We start from the raw sequence: 17,907 nt of genomic DNA on the forward strand, positions 1-17,907 counted from the left end.
CAGGAGAAACTGGCCACCGCGCCCACCGGTCACAGGTTGGGCGCGCCCTTCAGACCCAGAAGCTTGCGCGTCGCGGTCCAGTATCCGGGAAGCCGCGGCGGCACGGCGAGGTGCTTCCGGACCTCCGTCGCATGGCGCGGCATCCGCCGCTCCGCGAAATCGCAGCCCCAATCGAGGAAATCCGGCGCCTCGACCGGCCGCAAACGGCAGGCACTTCCCACCAGTCCGATCAGGGTTCCGGCTGGCGAATACCACTCGTCCTGGATCGCCGTGACCCGATTGCGCAGCAGCGGCCCAACGGTGCGCATCAGCGGCGAGCCGGAGAAGGTGATCAGCAGCTCACCCATTTCGTCCCGGTCATATCCGATGAGCGGCGGGAAGGTGTCGAAGAAGATCGCCCGCCCGTCGATCACCGCGAGGTTGCGGATCGACGGATGAAAACCGATGCGCTCGTCCCGCCCCTCGACCGCCGCCCAGAAATCGGCGATCTGTTCGCCGGCCGCCTGCATCAACTCAAGCGCCTGTTCCGGCGTGCCGGCGATCATCTGGCGGCGCATCATGCTGGCGTCAGGCAACCCTTCCTGCACGATCACCGGAACGCGGCGCCCGTGCATCTCGATCAGGTAGAATTCGGTCTTGGGAACAGCGACCCCGCATTTGAGCAGCAGGCAAAGATAGGCGTCGTGCGCGCAGGCAAGTCGGTCGAGTGCGGCAGGCGTCGCATGAGACGGGTAACGCTTGATCACCTTGCCGGCAAACGCCCCGTCCGCCGGACGGAATGGCGCACAGAAATAGCCAAGCCGCGAGATCGGCTCTCCCTGCTTCGTCCGACCGGCTTCCAGCAGGTCGCGAAGTTCGGATTCTGACTGCGCCATTCCTCTCCCGCGGTTCATGCCACACCCGGCACCACTCACCCGGCGAAGAAGACGTGTATCATGTCAGCGGACCACATGCACCGCACATTTGGCATGACGCACCACGCGGGCCGCGGTCGAACCGAGGAAGTAATCCTGCATCCCCGGCCGGTGGCTCGCAATCACGATACAATCGACACCGGATTCCTCGGCATAGTCGAGGATGGTGCGGGCCGAATGCCCCTCGACCACGACCACATCGGCGTTCTTCACCGATTCCGACAGCGCGGACAGGCCGCTCGTGATATCCGCACGCGCCTTTTCAAGGTGATCGGCCGGCAGGTATTCGGTCGCATATTGCGGCAGATGCTCCATCACGTGCAGCAGCGTGATCTTGCCGCCCTCGGCGCGGATGGCCTGGGCGATCTCCATCGCCGCGCGCGCGTTGCGGTCTGCTTCGAAGGAAACGGGGACAAGAACATTGTCATACATGGTGCTGTTTCTCCTTGGTGGCTGCAGGCTAGCCGAAGCGGTTTGGCGAGGCTTTGATTCAGGTCACGATCCGGGCCAGAAAAGAACGCGTCGCCATGGAAACGCCCTTCCGCCGACACTCGGGTTTCGGGCGCGTGCAAGCGCCGGGCATCGGTTCGCCTATCCGCTCTCCTCCTTGAATCCTCCCGAGCCGGCGTTACCCTGCGCTCGACGGCGCAAAGACGCAAGATACCATGATATCGAAAAAAATGATCGATCCGATCCGACCGACCGATGACGAAGCCCGCGCACTGGCCCGCGACCTGCTGACCGGCGCGCGTTACGCGGCGCTCGGCGTGCTGGAGCCGGGGACAGGCGCCCCGATGGTGACGCGGATCGCGATCGGCACGGATGCTTCCAGCCGGCCCGCCACGCTGATTTCGTCGCTGTCCCAGCATACCGCCGCGCTGCAGGCAAACCCCGCCTGCTCGGTGCTGATAGGCGAGCCGGGCGACAAGGGCGATCCGCTCACCCATCCACGGCTGACCCTGCAATGCCGGGCCCGACTGGTCGCGCGAGGCGCCCCCGAACACGCCGAGTTGCGCGATCGTTGGCTGGAACAGCACCCGAAGGCGAAGCTCTACATCGACTTCGGCGATTTCGGATTCGCGATATTGGAGGTCTCGCGAGGCTTCCTGAACGGCGGCTTTGGCAAGGCCTATGTCCTTGCGCCCCGAGACCTCGGGATGCCGGCAAAGGGGTGAGCGGCGCGGCCTATTTCTGCGCCACCGCCGCCAGCCGCCCCCGCGTCATCAGAAGCTCCAGCCGCGACGGGCTGCCCTTGGACGGATAGACGCTCAAAAACGCGGCACTCCGCTCCAGGCGGCGTATCTCCCGCTCGGAGCAGGCGGACTTCGATGAGCCGCAGGTGCGCGCCCGCAGCTGCGCATAGGCGGCATCGGTCGCATCGCCCTTCGGCTTCAATCCCACCGGGCCGTAATGCACCGCCTCGTAGAGCGCGACCGACCCGAACATCGCAACCGCTGCCGTGATCCGCCGCGGGCATCCATCGCTGAACCCGGTAAGGTAGAAATCGCGCGGCGCCGTACTGCCGGGCTGGGTGTCATAGAGCTTCCACTTGCCCGGGCCCTTTTCGACCGGGCTGCCGAGCGCCTTGCCGCGGACGCCGCAGGCCTGCGCCAGCGGCCCCTGCTCGATGGTCGTCGGCGCCTTGGTCGAAGCGCGCGGCTGTCCCTGCTGCTCCGCCGAGGCGGAGAAGGCGGCCAGCGTCACACATAGCACGGCACAGACCCGCGCGGCGGCGTGGGAAATGGGCATCGTCAAACCTCGTGTGAAAAACGAGTCCGGGCTAGCCGAACCTTCCGCGTGGCGCAACCGCAACAGTCCCCGAGACGCCCGGACGGCACGAATCCGCCGAAAATTCATGCACCCGCGGAGGTTGACATCGCGGCGCGCCTGTCGCTGCATCGAGGCACCTGGGGCCATAAAGGCTGTTGCAACGCGAAACCGCGCTGAGGCCGCAGGAGACGTAACGCAATAGCCCGACAGGATATCATGACAGACCGAAAGAACACCCGCGGACCGATGACCCTTGCCATCCACGCAGGCGAAGGGCCCGACCCGAGCACCGGTGCCTCCGCGCCGCCGCTGCACATGTCCTCTACCTTCGTGACCGACCAGGTCGCAGGCTTCTCCGCCCATGACCTCGAAGACGCCAGCGGCTACCTCTACACCCGCTGGGGCAATCCCACCGTCGACATGCTGGAACGCAAGATCGCCGCTCTGGAAGGCACCGACGCCTGCCTTTGCACCGCCTCCGGCATGGCCGCGGCCTCGGCGATCTTCCTCACCTTCCTCTCCTCCGGCGATCACGTGGTCGTCTCGGACGTCTCCTATGCCGGCGTTGCCGAGCTCGCCCGGGACACCCTGCCCCGGCTGGGCATCGAGGTGAGCCTCGTCGACATGTCCGACATCGAGGCCGTGGCAGCCGCGTTGCGCGACAACACCCGGCTGGTGCATTGCGAAACCCCGGTCAACCCGATCGGCCGGCTGACCGACCTCGCGGCGGTGACCAGGCTCGCCCATGACGCCGGCGCGCTGGTCTCCTGCGACGCCACATTCGCCTCGCCGCTGGGCCAGGACAGTGCCGGTCTCGGCGTCGACCTGGTTATGCACTCGATCACCAAGTACATCGGCGGGCATGGCGACGCGGTGGGCGGTGCCGTCGCGGGCTCTGCCGAGCTGATCGGCCGGATGCGGCTGGAGGCCAGCATCCACCACGGCGGGATCCTGTCGCCCTTCAACGCCTGGCTCATCGCCCGCGGCATGGCCACCCTGCCCCTGCGAATGAAGGCCCACGAGGCCGGCGCGATCGAGCTGGCCAACTGGCTCGAAAGCCGCGACAGCGTCACCCGGGTCATCCATCCCGGCCTTGCCTCGCACCCGCAGCGCGCTTTGGCCGAACGGCAGATGACCAACACCGCCGGCATGATCTCCTTCCAGGTCGGCGATGCCGCCAGGGGCCAGGCGCTGGCACAGCAGATGATCGACCGGCTGGAGGTGATCCACTACGCCGTCTCGCTCGGTCACCACCGCAGCCTGATATTCTGGATGGAAACCGACCCGCTGATGGAAACCTCGTTCCGCCTGCAGGGCCGCCATCTCGAAAGCTACCGCGCCTTTGCCGGCGACGGAATCTTCCGTCTCTCGGTCGGGCTCGAGGACCCCGCGGACCTGATCGCGGATCTCGCGCAGGTGCTCTGAGCGGCGCGGGACCGCACATTCTTCTTGGTCCCAATACCCTCGCCGAAGGCAGCGCCCATCGGGCGCTTCCTTCTCACCGCAGGTCGAGGTCCTCCACGTCGACCACGCCGCCCACCGCCTTTAGCGCTCCGCGCACCTGCGGACTGACGGGAAGGTCGGTGCCCAGTTCCATGTCCACCTCGCCCGGCAAGCCGGGATCGATCAGGGTGACGTGAATCGGACCCTTCATGCGGACGGGCCCGGCCTCGGCAGTGCGGACGAGGATCGACTGCAGCACCGGCAGCGCGCTTCCGTCGTTCACGAATAGCCGAAAGCCGCCGCCCCCTGAACGGGGGCCGCCCTCCTCATCCACCGGTCGCGCGCCCTTGCACAGCAGCTTGAGCTGCTCGCTCTCGAAGGTCGCCTCCGCCGTCACCACGACGTTGCGCCCCGGTTCCAGGTGGTCGCGGGCCTTTTCCAGCGTGTCGGAGAAGACCGTCATCTCGAACAGCCCCGTCGGGTCCGACATCTGGACAAAGGCGAAGCGGTTGCCCCGCGCCGACTTGCGCTCCTGCTTGCCGGAGACGGAGCCGGCCATCTTGACCACCGCCGGCCCGTGTTTCACCAGCTCCTGGACCTCGGCGAAGGTCTTCACGTCGCGGCGCTTCAGCATGCTCATGTAATCGTCGAGCGGATGGCCCGAGAGGTAGAAGCCGATCGCCGCGTGCTCTTCGGCCAGCCGCTCGTTGGGCAGCCAATCGTCGAGATTGGCGAGCCGCGGCTCCGGCAGGTCCTCGCCCGCCTCGCCGAACAGCGACACCTGGTTGGAGTTCCGCTGCTCGTGGATCGCCGCCGAATAGGCGACCAGCGCGTCGAGCGAGTTCAGCACACGCCGCCGGTTGCGATCCAGCACGTCAAAGGCTCCCGCCCGCGCCAGCATCTCCAGCGCCCGCTTGCCCACGTGCTTCAGATCCACCCGGCGCGCGAAATCGAAGAGGGTGACGAAGGGCGTCTCGCCGCGCCCCTCCACGATCAGGCGCATCGCATCGGCGCCTACGTTCTTCAGCGCTGCCAGCGCATAGATGACCTTGCCGTCCTCGACCGAGAAGGTCTCGATGGAGCGGTTGATGCAGGGTGGCACGATCTCGATATCGAGCCCCCGTCGGACCTCCTCGGCATAGACCGAGAGCTTTTCCGTCAGGTGGATATCGCAGTTCATGATCCCGGCCATGAACTCGACCGGGTAGTTCGCCTTGAGATAGGCCGTCTGGTAGCTCACCACCGCATAGGCCGCGGCGTGGGACTTGTTGAAGCCGTAGTTGGCGAACTTCTCCAGAAGGTCGAAGACCTCGCTGGCCTTCTTCTTATCGACGCCGTTCTCGCCCGCGCCCTTCTCGAACTTGGGCCGTTCGGCGTCCATCGCCTCCTTGATCTTCTTGCCCATGGCGCGGCGCAGCAGGTCGGCGCCGCCGAGGCTGTAGCCGGCCATCACCTGGGCGATCTGCATCACCTGCTCCTGGTAGACGATGATGCCCTGCGTCTCCTCCAGGATATGGTCGATCAGCGGATGAACGGATTCCCGTTGCTTCAGACCATTCTTGACCTCGCAGTAGGTCGGGATGTTCTCCATCGGGCCGGGGCGGTAGAGCGCAACCAGCGCCACGATGTCCTCGATACAGGTCGGTTTCATGCGCCGCAGCGCATCCATCATGCCCGAGCTTTCCACCTGGAACACGGCGACCGTCTTGGCGGCGGCGTAAAGTTCGTAGGTTTTCTTGTCATCGAGCGGGATGTGATCGATGTCGATCTCCACACCGCGCAGCTTGAGCAAGTCAAGCGCGTTCTGGATCACCGTCAGCGTCTTGAGGCCGAGGAAGTCGAACTTCACCAGCCCCGCTTGCTCGACCCATTTCATGTTGAACTGGGTCGCCGGCATGTCGGACCGCGGATCCTGGTAGAGCGGCACAAGCTCGTCGAGCGGCCGGTCGCCGATCACCACCCCCGCGGCGTGGGTCGAGGCGTTCCGCAGCAGCCCCTCGACCTGCTGGCCGTAGGTCATCAGCCGGTCGACCTGTTCGTCGTTCCGCGCCTCCTCGCGCAGCCGTTCCTCGGTCGCCAGCGCCTTCTCGATCGAGACGGGCTTCACCCCCTCTACCGGGATCATCTTCGACAGCCGGTCCACCTGGCCGAAGGGCATCTGCAGCACCCGACCGATATCCCGCACCGCCGCCTTCGACAGAAGCGCTCCGAAGGTGATGATTTGACCCACCTTGTCGTGGCCGTACTTGTCCTGCACGTAGCGGATCACCTCCTCGCGGCGGTCCATGCAGAAGTCGATGTCGAAGTCGGGCATAGAGACCCGTTCCGGGTTCAGGAAGCGTTCGAAGAGCAGGCTGTAACGGAGCGGATCAAGGTTGGTGATGGTCAGCGCATAGGCGACCAGCGAGCCCGCCCCCGAGCCCCGGCCCGGCCCCACCGGAATGTCATGCTTCTTGGCCCACTTGATGAAGTCGGCAACAATCAGGAAGTAGCCCGGGAAGCCCATCGACTCGATGATGCCCAGCTCAAATTCCAGCCGCTTCTCGTATTCCTCGACCGCCGCCGCATGGGGGATCACCGCCAGACGGTCGGCCAGCCCTTCCTTTGCCTGACGGCGCAACTCCTCCACCTCGTTCTCGGCGAATGTCGGCAGGATCGGGTTGCGCCGTTCGGACACTACATGACAGCGCTTCGCGATCTCCACCGTGTTCTGGATTGCCTCCGGCAGATCGGCGAAGAGCGTGATCATCTCCTCCGGCGTCTTCAGGTAATGCTGCGTCGTCAGCCTGCGGCGCGGCTCCTGCTGGTCCACATAGGCGCCCTCGGCGACGCAGAGCAGCGCATCATGGGCCTCGTAGAACTCGGACTTGGGAAAGTAGACGTCGTTGGTCGCCACCAGCGGCAGGCCAAGCTCGTAGGCCGACTCCACGAAGAACCGCTCCGTGGCTCGTTCCGATTCCGGCTGCCCGTCCTCGCCCGGATGGCGCTGCAACTCCACGTAGAGCCGGTCCGGGAAAGCCTGCGCCATCCGCTCCAGCAGCGCCCGCGCCTTCGGCTCCTGGCCACCGCGCACCAGCCGCCCCAGCGCGCCGTCCGGCCCGCCGGTCAGGCAGATCACCCCCGCCGAATGGGCGGCAAGCTCCTCCTCCGTCACATGCGGCTGCGAATGGTCGCCCCGCAGATAGAGACAGGAGTTGAGCTTCATCAGGTTGCCATAGCCCTGCTCGTCCTGCGCCAACAGCACCACCGGCGCCGGCGGCACCGGCTTCGCGCCCGGCACCACGGGCTCGTATTCTAGGTCCACCTGGCATCCCATGATCGGCTGGATCCCGGCGCCGCTCGCGGTGACGGAAAACTCCAGCGCCGCGAACATGTTGTTGGTGTCGGTCACGGCGACCGCCGGCATGCCCATGTCGCGGCACAGGCCGGGGAGTTTCTTGGTCCGGATCGCGCCCTCGAGGAGCGAGTATTCGGTGTGAAGACGGAGGTGGATGAATCGGGGAGAGCTGCTCATGCCGGAGACCCTAGGCGAGCGCCGCGGACAATGAAACGGGTTGATTACGAGGCCGCGATTTGCCATTGCGAATCGCCGCGCAAATCGGACATTGGCGCGTCGCATTTCATCGTCCGCGAAAGGGTTGGCCGGTGTCTGATTTTCTCTTCTTCGCAGTGGTCGGATTCCTCGCACAGCTCGTCGATGGCGCGCTCGGCATGGGCTTTGGCGTGATCAGTTCCGCCATCCTCTTCGGCAGCGGCGTCGCCCCGCCGCTGGTCTCCGCAACGGTCAACGCCGCCAAGATCCCGACCGGCTTCGTCGCCGGCCTGTCGCACTGGCGCTTCCGCAACATCGACCCGGCGCTGCTGCGCACACTCGCCATCGGCGGCATCCTCGGCGGGGTCGCCGGCGGCCTGACCCTGACGCATCTCAAGGGCGGCGTGCTGACCCTTCTGATTTCCGCCTACCTCATCTTCATGGGCACGACCGTCATCCTGCGCGGGATCCGCGGACGCGCGCCGCGGACCCTTCGCAGCCGCAACACCGCCGTCATAGGCGCGGCCGGCGGCCTGATCGAAGGAATCGGCGGCAGCTGGGGCCCCGTGGTCACCCCAGCGCTGACCGCGTCAGGCGTGCCGCCAAACCGCGCGATCGGCAGCGGCGCGGTGGCCGAGCTCTTCGTCTCGATCGCTGTCTTCGCGACCCTCGCGGTGGGGTATTTCGCGGGAAGCTGGGCGCCGCAGCCCGGGCGGGGCCTGATGATCCCGGTCCTCGGCCTGCTCGCAGGCGGCGTGCCCGCGGCGGTGTTCGGCGGCTGGCTCGCCTCCAGGGCGCCGCGCCGTCCGCTCACCATCGGCGTCGGCCTGCTGGCGCTCAGCATCGGCATCTACCGGCTGATCGACACGCTCTGGGTCTGAGACACGGCGCCCAGACCCCGCATCCCGCCCTCCTCGATTCTCCTGCCGCCCAGAAATCGGGCAGATGCGGCGCGTTAAGGCATTTCCACCGCCCACGCGCTTGCAATGCCCGCCGGTTTTGGCTTTGCTGCCCTGTGCAACAGGGCCGCGCGTCTTCTACGCCGCATCGAGGACGCGCCCGGGGTCAAGGCAAATGGTACCGCGGCGGACGACCGGATGCAGACCACCTTTCGCCTGAACGGAAAGACCGTGCATGTCACGGCAGAACCGACGCGAACCCTGCTTGACTGGCTGCGGGAGGATCGCGGCCTGACCGGCACCAAGGAGGGCTGCAACGAGGGCGATTGCGGCGCCTGCACCGTGATGGTGACCGACCCCGCAGGCCAGGCGCGAGCGCTCAATGCCTGCATCCTTTTCCTGCCCCAGCTCGAAGGGAAATCCGTGCGCACCGTCGAAGGCCTGGCCGGGCCGGACGGCACGCTGCACCCGGTCCAGCAGGCGATGATCGACCACCACGGCAGCCAGTGCGGGTTCTGCACCCCCGGCTTCGTCATGTCGATGGCCGTGGCCCATCTCGACGGCAAGACGGATCACGACGACCAGTTGGCCGGCAATCTCTGCCGCTGCACCGGCTACGCCCCGATCGTCCGCGCCGCCGAGGCCGCCGCCTCCGAACCGGTGCCGGACTGGCTCGCGCAGGCCCCCGATTTCACCTGTCCCGAAGTATCCTCGGGGGGGCGCGCCGACGGCGCGCGGGGGGCAGACAGCCCCCCGGAGGGGCAACGCCCCGACGCGAGCAAGGAGGCGGAGGTGGCCCGGCCCACCTCCTCCGACGCGCTCGCCACCTGGTACGCGTCCCATCCCGACGCCACCCTCGTGGCCGGAGCCACCGATGTCGGTCTCTGGGTCACCAAGGGCCTGCGCGACTTGGGCCCCCTCGCATTCCTCGGCCATTGCAACGACCTCCGGGACATTTCCGTGGGCGAGGACGAGATCCGCATCGGCGCCATGGCCACGATGGAAGAGTTTCGCGACGCTGTGGCCCCCCTCCACCCGAGCCTCGGTGAACTGCTCCGCCGCTTCGCCTCCCGGCAGGTCCGCAATGCAGCAACGCTGGGCGGCAACATCGCCAATGGCTCGCCCATCGGCGACGCGCCCCCCGCGCTGATCGCCCTCGGCGCCAGTCTCCACCTGCGCAAGGGCGACGCCCGCCGCCGCCTCCCGCTCGAGGCGTTCTTCCTCGACTACGGAAAACAGGACAGGGCCCCGGGCGAGTTCGTCGAGGCCATCAGCATCCCGCGCCAGCCGGATACCCTGCGCTGCTACAAGCTCTCCAAGCGTTTTGACCAGGACATCTCGGCAGTCTGCGGCTGCTTCAACCTGCCGATCGAGAACGGGGTCATCGCCGGCCCGCGCGTCGCCTTCGGCGGCATGGCCGCCACCCCGAAGCGCGCCGCCCATGTCGAGGCGGCGATGGACGGCAAGCCCCTCTCCGAGGCCACGGTCGAGGCCGCCTTGCCCGCCTTTGCCCAAGATTTCACGCCGATCTCCGACATGCGCGCCTCCGCAGAATACCGGCTGACGGTGGCGCAGAACATGCTCCGCCGCTGCCTCGCCGAAACATCGGGCCATGCCACCAGCGTTCTGGAGCTGCGTCCATGAGCGTCGCGAAGCCCCTGCCCCACGACGCCGCGCGGCTGCATGTCACCGGCCAGGCCCGCTACGTGGACGACATCCCGACCCCGCGCGACAGCCTGCACCTCGCCTTCGGCCTCTCGTCCATCGCCGCCGGGCAGATCACGTCGATGGAGCTCGACGCGGTGCGCAATGCCCCCGGCGTGGTCGCTGTCCTGACGGCCAAGGACCTGCCGGCGGAGAACGACGTCTCGCCCGCGCCGACCTTTCACGAGGAACTGCTGTCGAGCGGCGAGGTCTTCTACCTTGGCCAGCCGATCTTTCTCGTGGTGGCCACCAGCCACCTCGCCGCCCGCCGTGCGGCGCGCCTCGGCGAGGTGCGCTATTCGGAGACCAGGCCGATCCTGACCATCGACGAAGCGCTGGCCGCCGACTGGCGTTTCGAGGAAGGCCCCCGGATCTATGGGAAGGGCGATCCCGACGCCGCCATCGCCGGCGCGGCTCATGTCGTCGAAGGCTCGATGGAGATCGGCGGGCAGGAGCATTTCTATCTCGAAGGCCAGGCCGCGCTGGCCCTGCCGCAGGAAGGCGGGGACATGGTGATCCACGCCTCCTCGCAACACCCGACCGAGATCCAGCACAAGGTGGCCGAGGCGCTCGGGATCCCGATGCATGGCGTGCGCGTCGAGGTGCGGCGGATGGGCGGAGGCTTTGGCGGCAAGGAAAGCCAGGGCAACCACCTCGCGGTGGCCTGCGCGGTGGCGGCGCGGGCGACCGGCCGGCCCTGCAAGATGCGCTACGACCGCGACGACGACATGGTGATCACCGGCAAGCGCCACGACTTCCGGATCAGCTATCGCGCCGGGGTCGATGCGGAGGGCCGGATCGCCGGCATCGCCTTCGAGCATTTCTGCCGCTGCGGCTGGTCGCTCGACCTCTCGCTGCCGGTGGCCGACCGGGCGATGCTGCATGCCGACAACGCCTACCTGCTCGAGAACGTGCGGATCACCTCGCACCGGCTGCGGACCAACACGCAATCGGCCACCGCCTATCGCGGTTTCGGCGGGCCGCAGGGGATGCTCGGCATCGAGCGGGTGATGGACCATGTGGCCCATGTGGTCGGGCGCGATCCGCTGGAGGTGCGGCGGGCGAATTTCTATGCCGAGGCGCCGTCGAGCGCGGCCGGAGGGGGGCCATCTGCCCCCCGCTCGCCGCAGGCGAGCCCCCCCGAGGATATTTCCGGACAGGCGAAGGCAGCCGTACCGCAAACGACCCCCTACCACATGGAGGTCACCGATTTCATCCTGGGCGGGATGGTTGAGCGGCTCGCGGCAGACGCGAAGTATGCGGCGCGCCGGCAGGCCGTGGCGGCCTGGAACGCGGAGAACCCCGTGGTGAAGAAGGGGATCGGCTTCAACCCGGTGAAGTTCGGCATCTCCTTCACGTTGACGCATCTGAACCAGGCCGGCGCGCTGGTGCATGTCTATACCGACGGCTCGATCCACCTGAACCACGGCGGCACCGAGATGGGCCAGGGGCTGTTCCAGAAGGTCGCGCAGGTCGCCGCATCGCGGTTCGGCGTGGGCCTCGACCATGTGAAGATCACCGCGACCGATACCGGCAAGGTCCCCAACACATCGGCGACGGCGGCCTCCTCCGGCTCCGACCTCAACGGGATGGCCGTCCAGGCGGCCTGCGACACGATCCGCGACCGCCTGGCGGGTTTCGTGGCCGAACGTTTCCAGGCGGACCCGGCCACCGTTCGGTTCGAGGGGGGCGCGGTCCATGTGGGGACGGAGGCGATCCCGTTCGAGACCGTGGTACTCGAGGCCTACCAGGCACGGATCAGCCTCAGCGCGACCGGATTCTACAAGACGCCGGATATCTCTTGGGACCGCATCCGTGGCACCGGGCGGCCGTTCTTCTACTTCGCCTATGGCGCGGCGATCACCGAGGTCGCCGTCGATACGCTGACCGGCGAATACTGCATCCTGCGCACCGACATCCTGCACGATGCCGGCGCTTCGCTGAACCCGGCGCTCGACATCGGGCAGATCGAGGGCGGCTACGTCCAGGGGGCGGGCTGGCTGACCACCGAGGAACTGGTCTGGAACGACAAGGGCCGGCTGATGACCCACGCGCCCTCGACCTACAAGATCCCCGCCTGCTCCGACCGGCCCGCGATTTTCAACGTCGCGCTCTGGGACGCCCCGAACCGGGCCGACACGATCTACCGCTCCAAGGCGGTGGGCGAGCCGCCCTTCATGCTCGGGATCTCGGCCTTCCTCGCGCTGTCGGATGCGGTGGCCGCCTGCGGGCCGGGCTATCCCGCGCTCGACGCGCCGGCGACGCCGGAGCGGGTGCTCGCGGCCATCGAGAGGGTGCGCGCGTGAGTTTCGCTCCCGATCCGCTGAAACAGGCCGTGGAAAGTCATGGCCGCGTCGCCCGCGTCGTGGTGGCCGAGGTGCGCGGCTCCGCCCCGCGCGAGGCCGGAGCGGCGATGCTGGTCTGGCATAGCGGGCAGCAAGGCACGATCGGCGGCGGGGCGCTGGAACTCGAGGCGACGCAAGCGGCCCGTGCGTCGCTGGAGACAGGCTCCGGCGGGGTCAGCCGGCATCCGCTGGGTCCGTCGCTCGGCCAGTGCTGCGGTGGCGTCGTGACGCTGGTGACGGAGGTGTTCGACGCGGCGGCGCTGGACGCGTTGCTGCGGCAGGCACGGGACGGATGGATCGCGCGTGCCGTCGAGGCGGCAGCCGAGCCCTCGCTCGGCCTGCGCCAGATATCGCGCGACATTCGCAACGGATCGGCCGCGCCCGGCGCCGTCATGCGCGGCGGATGGCTGCTGGAGCCGCTCGCGGCGCCGCGGCACGCGCTCTGGCTACACGGGGCGGGCCATGTGGGCCGCGCCATAGCCGGGGCCGTCGCGCCGCTTCCCGACTGGCACGTGACCTGGGTCGACACCCATCCCGACCGGTTTCCCGCGGCCCTGCCCGACGGCGTGGCACCGCTGGTGGCCGCCGAGCCCGCGCGGGCGGTGGCCCATGCGCCGCGCGACGCGCATCACCTGATCCTGACCTATTCCCACGCACTCGACCTGGCGCTCTGCCACGCCGTGCTGGAACGCGGATTCGCCTCTGCGGGGCTCATCGGCTCGGCGACCAAGTGGCGCCGCTTCCGCAGCCGGCTTCGCGACCTTGGCCATGGCGAGGCCGAGATAGCCCGCATCACCTGCCCGATCGGCGACCCGTCCTTCGGCAAGCACCCCCAGGCCATCGCCGTAGGAGTGACCGCCATGCTACTGAAAACCGCCGCCGCCGCGGCCCCGGCCATGGACCGCCCCGCGTGACCGACCTGCTTTCAATCCAGAGGCTCACCAAGGCCTATCCCGGCGTCGTCGCCAATGACGACGTGTCCTTCGACATCGCGCCGGGGGAAATCCATGCGCTTCTGGGCGAAAACGGCGCCGGCAAGTCGACGCTGGTCAAGATGATCTACGGCTTGGTAAAGCCCGACAGCGGCAAGATGGAGCTGTTCGGAAAGCCCTATGCCCCCGCCCGGCCCAGCGCGGCGCGCACCGCCGGGGTGGCGATGGTGTTCCAGCATTTCTCGCTGTTCGAGGCGCTGAACGTGGCCGAGAACGTCGGCCTCGGCATGGAGACCCCGCCGCCAATGCGGGAACTGGCGCGCGAGATCCGCGAGGTGAGCCATGCCTACGGCCTGCCGCTCGACCCGCGCCGCCTGGTGGGCGACCTCTCGGCCGGCGAACGCCAGCGGGTGGAGATCATCCGCTGCCTGCTGCAGGATCCGAAGCTGCTGATCATGGACGAGCCGACCAGCGTGCTGACCCCGCAGGAGGTGGAGATCCTCTTCGCAACGCTGAACAAGCTGAAGGCCGAGGGCACCTCGATCCTCTACATCTCGCACAAGCTGGAAGAGATCCGCGCCCTCTGCGACCGTGCGACGATCCTGCGGCGTGGTAAGGTGGTGGGGGCCTGCACCCCCCGCGAAAGCTCTGCGGCGGAACTGGCCGAGATGATGGTTGGCGAGGCGCTGCACACCCCCGACCGGGCACCGGGCGAGCGGGGCGAGGTGGTGCTGCAGGTGGCGGGCCTGACCAGCCAGCACGTCGAGGCCTTCGGCACGCGGCTGCAGAACATCGGCTTCGAGGTGCACGCGGGCGAGGTGCTGGGCATTGGCGGCGTGGCCGGCAACGGGCAGGACGAACTTCTGAGCGCGCTCTCGGGCGAGACCCTAGGCCCGAAGGAAACCGTGCGGCTGCGCGGCAAGCCAGTGGGCAATCTTGGCCCCAATGCGCGACGCGACCTGGGGATGCTGGCGGCTCCGGAGGAGCGGCTCGGGCACGCAGCCGCGCCCGACATGAGCCTGACCGAGAACGCGGTGCTCTCGGGCTGGCAGCGCGAGGACCTGACCCGGCACGGCTTCGTGCTCTGGGGGAAGTCGCGCAATTTTGCCGAGACGATCATCCAGAACTTCGATGTGCGCACGCCCGGACCCGGGGTGGCTGCTCGGGCGCTGTCGGGCGGCAACCTGCAGAAATTCGTGATCGGACGCGAGATCCTCCAGCGCCCGGACGTGCTGGTCGTCAACCAGCCGACCTGGGGTGTGGATGCCTCGGCGGCGGCGGCGATTCGACAGGCGTTGCTCGATCTGGCCGCCGCAGGCGCCGCGGTGATCGTCATCAGCCAGGATCTGGACGAGTTGATGGAAGTCGCCGACCGCTTTGCCGCGCTTAACGCCGGCCACCTCTCGGCGCCACGGCCCACCCAGGGGCTGACGATGGAGCAGATCGGGCTGATGCTCGGCGGGGCGCATGACATGGATGTGGCGCACACCGAAGAGGCGCATCACATCAAGGAAAGCTACGAGGAGGGCCGCCCGTGATCCGGCTGGAGAAACGCCCCACGCCGTCCCGGTTCTGGACGTGGTCCACCCCCGTTCTGGCGGTGCTGCTTACAATGATCGCCGGCGGGCTGATGTTCGCGGCCCTCGGCAAGAACCCGTTCCTCGCCATCAAGACCATCTTCTACGATCCGGTGCTGGGCGAATTCGCCTTCTACTACCGTGGCCAGCTTTTGGTGAAGGCTGGGCCGCTGATCCTGATCGCGGTCGGGCTCGCCATGGGCTTCAAGGCCGGCATCTGGAACATCGGGGCCGAGGGGCAATACATCATCGGCGCGATCTGTGGCGCCGCGGTGGGGCTCGCCTTCTACCCGGCGGAGAGTTGGGTCATCTTTCCCCTGATGATCGTCGCGGGCGCCCTTGGCGGCCTGCTCTGGGCGATGATCCCGGCGATCCTGAAGGTCCGGTTCCAGACCAACGAGATCCTTGTCTCATTGCTGCTGGTGTACGTGGCGGAGCAGTTGCTGGCGGCGATGGCGCTTGGGCCTTTGCGCAACCCGGAGGCCTCGGGCTTCCCGGGCTCGCGCAACCTGCAGCAATACCCCTCCGCCGCCAACACCGAGATCATTCCGGGCACCGGCATGCACTGGGGCGTCGCCGCGGCGCTGATCGCGGTGATCTTCGCCTATATCCTGCTGTCGCGGCACCTGACCGGGTTTCATATCCGGCTTGCCGGGCAGAGCCCGCGCGCGGCGCGTTTCGGCGGCGTCAACCCGACGGCGCTGATCGTGTTCTGCATGGGCCTGTCGGGCGCGCTCGCCGGCATGGCCGGCATGTTCGAGGTCTCGGGCCCGGCGGGCCAGATCTCGATCGATTTCAACTCCGGCTATGGCTTCACGGCGATCATCGTGGCCTTTCTCGGCCGGCTGCACCCGATCGGCATCCTGCTGGCCGGCCTGCTGATGGCGCTGACCTATATCGGCGGCGAGGCGGCGCAGGCGACGCTGCAGATCCCTGCCGCCGCGATCCAGGCCTTCCAGGGAATGCTGCTGTTCTTCCTTCTGGGGCTCGACGTGCTCTCCAACTACCGTTTCCGACTGCCCAGGGAGGGCGTGGCCTGATGGACCTGTCTTCGATCAACTGGGTGCTGCTGCTGGCCTCTCTCATGGTGGCGGCGACGCCGATCCTGCTGGCGGGTATCGGCGAGCTGGTGGTGGAGCGCGCGGGTGTGCTGAACCTCGGTGTCGAGGGGATGATGATCACCGGCGCGATCAGCGGCTTCGCCATCGCGATCAACACCGGCAGCGTGACGATGGGCTTCATTGCCGCCGCCGCGGCCGGCGCCCTGCTGTCCCTGCTCTTCGGCTTCCTGACCCAGTACCTGCTGTCCAACCAGGTCGCCACGGGCCTCGCACTCACGCTCTTCGGGCTGGGGCTGTCGTCGCTGATGGGCCAGGGCTATGTCGGCATCAAGGGGCTGAGCGTGCCCGACATCCACCTGCCGATCCTCTCCGATATCCCTGTGCTCGGCCCGATCCTGTTCCGCCACGACGCCATGGTCTATGTCTCGATCCTGATCGTGGCAGGGGTCTGGGCCTTCCTGAAATTCACCCGCGGCGGGCTGATCCTGCGCGCGGTAGGCGAAAGCCACGACGCCGCCCATGCGCTCGGCTACAAGGTCGTGGGGATCCGGCTCATGGCCATCGCCTTCGGCGGCGCTTGCGCCGGTCTGGGAGGCGCCTACCTGAGCCTCGTGCGCGTCCCGCAATGGACCGAGGGCATGACCGCCGGCGCCGGCTGGATCGCCCTCGCGCTCGTCGTCTTCGCCTCGTGGAAGCCATGGCGCGTGCTGATCGGCGCCTACCTCTTCGGCGGGCTGACAGTGCTGCAACTCAACCTGCAGGCCGCTGGGATGAAGATCCCGGTCGAATACCTCGCCATGTCGCCCTACCTGATCACCATCCTCGTGCTGGTCGTGATGTCCTCCCGCGGAGGCCGCGCCGCGCTCAACGCACCGGCAGAGCTCGGCCGGTCTTTCCACGCCTCGTCGTGACCTTGCCGATAACAGCTGATGCGCCGCGAAGAATACATAGAGATCCTCGACGGAACGCACCCCGACCACGGACGGGGGGTGGCGCTGGCGCACCAGGGGCTGATCGTGCTGTCGGGGCTCGCGATCTCGCTGGAGACGATCCCCGATCTGCCCGGCTGGGCACACACGGCGCTCTTCGCCTTCGAAGCCTTCGTGGTCGCCACCTTCGTCGTCGAATACCTCGCCCGGATCCTCTGCGCCCAGCGTCCGTTCCGCTACATCTTCAGCTTCTGGGGCATCATCGACCTGCTGGCCTGCCTTCCGGCGCTGCTGATCGTGCAGCAGCAATGGGCCGCCATCCGGTCGCTGCGGCTGCTGCGCCTTATCCGGCTGCTCAAGCTGCTGCACGCCAACCGCGCGCTCATCCGGCTGGAGCAGGCCCTGGCGAAGAGCCGCGGGGAATTGCTGGTCTTCAGCTTCCTCGCCGCGATCATCCTCTATATCGCAGGCGTGGGCATCTTCATCTTCGAGAACGAGGCCCAGCCGGAGGTGTTCTCGTCGATCCCCAAGGGCCTCTGGTGGGCCATTGTCAGCTTCACCACGGTCGGCTACGGCGACATGTATCCGATCACGCCGGAGGGGAGATTCTTTACCACGGTGATCCTGTTCCTCGGCCTTGGCGTGATCGCCGTGCCGACAGCGATCATCACCACCGCTCTGATCAACACCGACCTCAAGGAGACCATCGAGAGGGAAGTCGAGGAAGAGGTCGGTGAAATCGAACGCGAGGTCCGCAAGGACCTGGCACCTTTCAAGCGAAAACCAACAAGGAGATCCTGA

At 67.5% G+C, this 17,907-nt stretch carries 14 protein-coding genes; 10 read left to right on the forward strand and 4 right to left on the reverse strand.

Annotated features, from left to right (window positions below):
- Positions 1-29 precede the first annotated feature (29 nt).
- A complete protein-coding gene (locus ACFQ2S_RS00190) occupies positions 30-875 on the reverse strand; it encodes a DUF6206 family protein (RefSeq protein WP_386071725.1) in 846 nt (281 codons plus the stop codon).
- Between the two features lie 63 nt (positions 876-938).
- A complete protein-coding gene (locus ACFQ2S_RS00195) occupies positions 939-1,346 on the reverse strand; it encodes a universal stress protein (RefSeq protein ID WP_386071727.1) in 408 nt (135 codons plus the stop codon).
- 233 nt (positions 1,347-1,579) lie between these two features.
- On the opposite strand from ACFQ2S_RS00195, the gene ACFQ2S_RS00200 reads away from it, so the two are divergent.
- Complete coding sequence (locus tag ACFQ2S_RS00200; protein WP_386071729.1) at positions 1,580-2,089, forward strand: HugZ family pyridoxamine 5'-phosphate oxidase; 510 nt, start codon at positions 1,580-1,582, stop codon at positions 2,087-2,089.
- Positions 2,090-2,099: 10 nt separating this feature from the next.
- Here the strand turns inward: ACFQ2S_RS00200 and ACFQ2S_RS00205 are convergent, their stop codons facing one another.
- On the reverse strand, positions 2,100-2,663 hold the full coding sequence (locus tag ACFQ2S_RS00205) for a hypothetical protein (protein ID WP_386071731.1): 564 nt from the start codon (positions 2,661-2,663) through the stop codon (positions 2,100-2,102).
- A 237-nt stretch (positions 2,664-2,900) separates the two neighbouring features.
- Between ACFQ2S_RS00205 and ACFQ2S_RS00210 the strand changes: the two genes are divergently transcribed.
- Complete coding sequence (locus ACFQ2S_RS00210) at positions 2,901-4,109, forward strand: trans-sulfuration enzyme family protein (protein WP_386071732.1); 1,209 nt, start codon at positions 2,901-2,903, stop codon at positions 4,107-4,109.
- A 73-nt stretch (positions 4,110-4,182) separates the two neighbouring features.
- Here the strand turns inward: ACFQ2S_RS00210 and dnaE are convergent, their stop codons facing one another.
- Positions 4,183-7,641 carry a DNA polymerase III subunit alpha gene (dnaE, locus tag ACFQ2S_RS00215; protein WP_386071734.1) on the reverse strand — a complete coding sequence of 1,153 codons (3,459 nt, stop codon included), beginning with the start codon at positions 7,639-7,641 and terminating at the stop codon, positions 4,183-4,185.
- Positions 7,642-7,772: 131 nt separating this feature from the next.
- On the opposite strand from dnaE, the gene ACFQ2S_RS00220 reads away from it, so the two are divergent.
- From ACFQ2S_RS00220 to ACFQ2S_RS00255, 8 genes are all read left to right on the forward strand, one after another.
- Positions 7,773-8,540 (forward strand): sulfite exporter TauE/SafE family protein, encoded by a 768-nt coding sequence (locus ACFQ2S_RS00220; RefSeq protein ID WP_386071736.1) that lies wholly within the window; start codon positions 7,773-7,775, stop codon positions 8,538-8,540.
- Between the two features lie 216 nt (positions 8,541-8,756).
- Positions 8,757-10,202, forward strand: a complete 1,446-nt coding sequence (gene xdhA, locus ACFQ2S_RS00225; RefSeq protein WP_386071738.1) for a xanthine dehydrogenase small subunit — start codon at positions 8,757-8,759, stop codon at positions 10,200-10,202.
- The gene (gene xdhB, locus ACFQ2S_RS00230; protein ID WP_386071740.1) at positions 10,199-12,568 is read left to right on the forward strand and encodes a xanthine dehydrogenase molybdopterin binding subunit; all 2,370 of its coding nucleotides are present in this window, start codon (positions 10,199-10,201) and stop codon (positions 12,566-12,568) included. The genes xdhA and xdhB overlap by 4 nt, the downstream gene beginning before the upstream one ends.
- Positions 12,565-13,521: a xanthine dehydrogenase accessory protein XdhC gene (gene xdhC / locus ACFQ2S_RS00235; protein WP_386071742.1), complete on the forward strand. Its 957-nt coding sequence runs from the start codon at positions 12,565-12,567 to the stop codon at positions 13,519-13,521. Before xdhB ends, xdhC begins: the two co-directional genes overlap by 4 nt.
- Positions 13,518-15,077, forward strand: a complete 1,560-nt coding sequence (locus ACFQ2S_RS00240) for an ABC transporter ATP-binding protein (protein WP_386071744.1) — start codon at positions 13,518-13,520, stop codon at positions 15,075-15,077. Before xdhC ends, ACFQ2S_RS00240 begins: the two co-directional genes overlap by 4 nt.
- Positions 15,074-16,156, forward strand: a complete 1,083-nt coding sequence (locus ACFQ2S_RS00245; protein WP_386071746.1) for an ABC transporter permease — start codon at positions 15,074-15,076, stop codon at positions 16,154-16,156. The genes ACFQ2S_RS00240 and ACFQ2S_RS00245 overlap by 4 nt, the downstream gene beginning before the upstream one ends.
- Positions 16,156-17,088, forward strand: a complete 933-nt coding sequence (locus ACFQ2S_RS00250; protein WP_386071748.1) for an ABC transporter permease — start codon at positions 16,156-16,158, stop codon at positions 17,086-17,088. Before ACFQ2S_RS00245 ends, ACFQ2S_RS00250 begins: the two co-directional genes overlap by 1 nt.
- 18 nt (positions 17,089-17,106) lie before the next feature.
- Positions 17,107-17,907 carry an ion transporter gene (locus ACFQ2S_RS00255; protein WP_386071750.1) on the forward strand — a complete coding sequence of 267 codons (801 nt, stop codon included), beginning with the start codon at positions 17,107-17,109 and terminating at the stop codon, positions 17,905-17,907.

The organism is Tropicimonas aquimaris, assembly GCF_042676185.1.
GTDB lineage: Bacteria > Pseudomonadota > Alphaproteobacteria > Rhodobacterales > Rhodobacteraceae > Tropicimonas > Tropicimonas aquimaris.